The sequence below is a fragment of the Nocardia sp. NPDC058058 genome, from assembly GCF_042885355.1.
Lineage (GTDB): Bacteria > Actinomycetota > Actinomycetes > Mycobacteriales > Mycobacteriaceae > Nocardia.
In genome coordinates this window covers 1-1,064 of the sequence record NZ_JBHVSA010000059.1, presented here as the reverse complement: position 1 = coordinate 1,064, position 1,064 = coordinate 1, and the positions used below count along the sequence as shown (strand labels likewise).

2 protein-coding genes are annotated in these 1,064 nt (G+C 73.6%); both read right to left on the bottom strand.

Annotated features, from left to right (window positions below):
- Positions 1–519: aromatic amino acid lyase (locus ACFVUS_RS44170; RefSeq protein ID WP_387781626.1), on the bottom strand; the 519-nt coding region annotated here is incomplete at its 3' end.
- Positions 520–564: 45 nt separating this feature from the next.
- Positions 565–1,064: GGDEF domain-containing protein (locus tag ACFVUS_RS44165; RefSeq protein WP_387781624.1), on the bottom strand; the 500-nt coding region annotated here is incomplete at its 5' end.

Sequence of the window (1,064 nt, the reverse complement as noted above, 5' to 3'; positions counted from 1 at the left end):
CCGGACGACCCCGTCCGGGCCCTCGGCGTCACCCTCGCCCATGAGCGCGAGCGCGCAGTGGGAGAGCGGCGCGAGGTCGCCGGAGCAGCCGAGGGAGCCGTACTCGTGCACGACCGGCGTGATGCCGGCGTTGAGCACGTCGGCCATGGTCTGGGCGACGGACGGGCGCACGCCGGTGTGACCGGAGGCGACGGTCTTCAGGCGCAGGAACATCAGGGCGCGCACGACCTCCCGCTCGACGCGCGGGCCCATGCCGGCGGCGTGCGAGCGGACGATGTTGCGCTGGAGCTGGGCGCGCAGCTCGGGGCTGATGTGCCGGGAGGCGAGGGCGCCGAACCCGGTGGACACCCCGTAGACCGGCTCGGGCTTGGCCGCCAGTGCGTCGACGATCCCGCGGGCGCGGGCCAGGGCGTCGAGCGCCTCGCCGGACAGCTCGACGCGCGCGTTGCCGCGGGCGACGGCGATGACATCCTCGGCGGTGGTCCCGGACGTCCCCACCACGACAGTGTGCATATCCATATTCAGCACCCTACGGACTGAATCGCTTCATGTCACTAGCCAGCCTCAGGCACGGCCGCGGAAGCGGCGCCGCTCGCCCGCGCCTTCCTGGGCGGCGTCGGCGAGGCGTACGACGGCGGTGTCCCGGCCCGCCACGACCGGCTGGACGCAGCGGGCGGCCTTCGCCTTGTACTGGGCGGCGTCGGCCAGCCGGAACAGCCGCCGGGAGGACTTCACCACTCCGATCGGGTCCCCGGTGGAGGCCACCCCGCAGGCCACGCCCTCGCCCAGCTCCAGTCCGGCGGCGCGCAGGCACACCTCCTCGGTGACGCGCACCACCTCGTCGGCGGACGGCCCGACGCTCACCAGACAGAACTCGTCCCCGCCGAGCCGGGCCACGAGCGCGCCGGGCAGCATCGCGCCGCACAGGCTCAGAACGGACCCGAACCGCTCCAGCAGCCGGTCCCCCATGGCGTGCCCGAGGGTGTCGTTGACCTTCTTGAGCCCGTTCAGATCACATACGACGAGGCTCACGACGACCCCCGAGCGCCGGTGCTCCTCCAGGG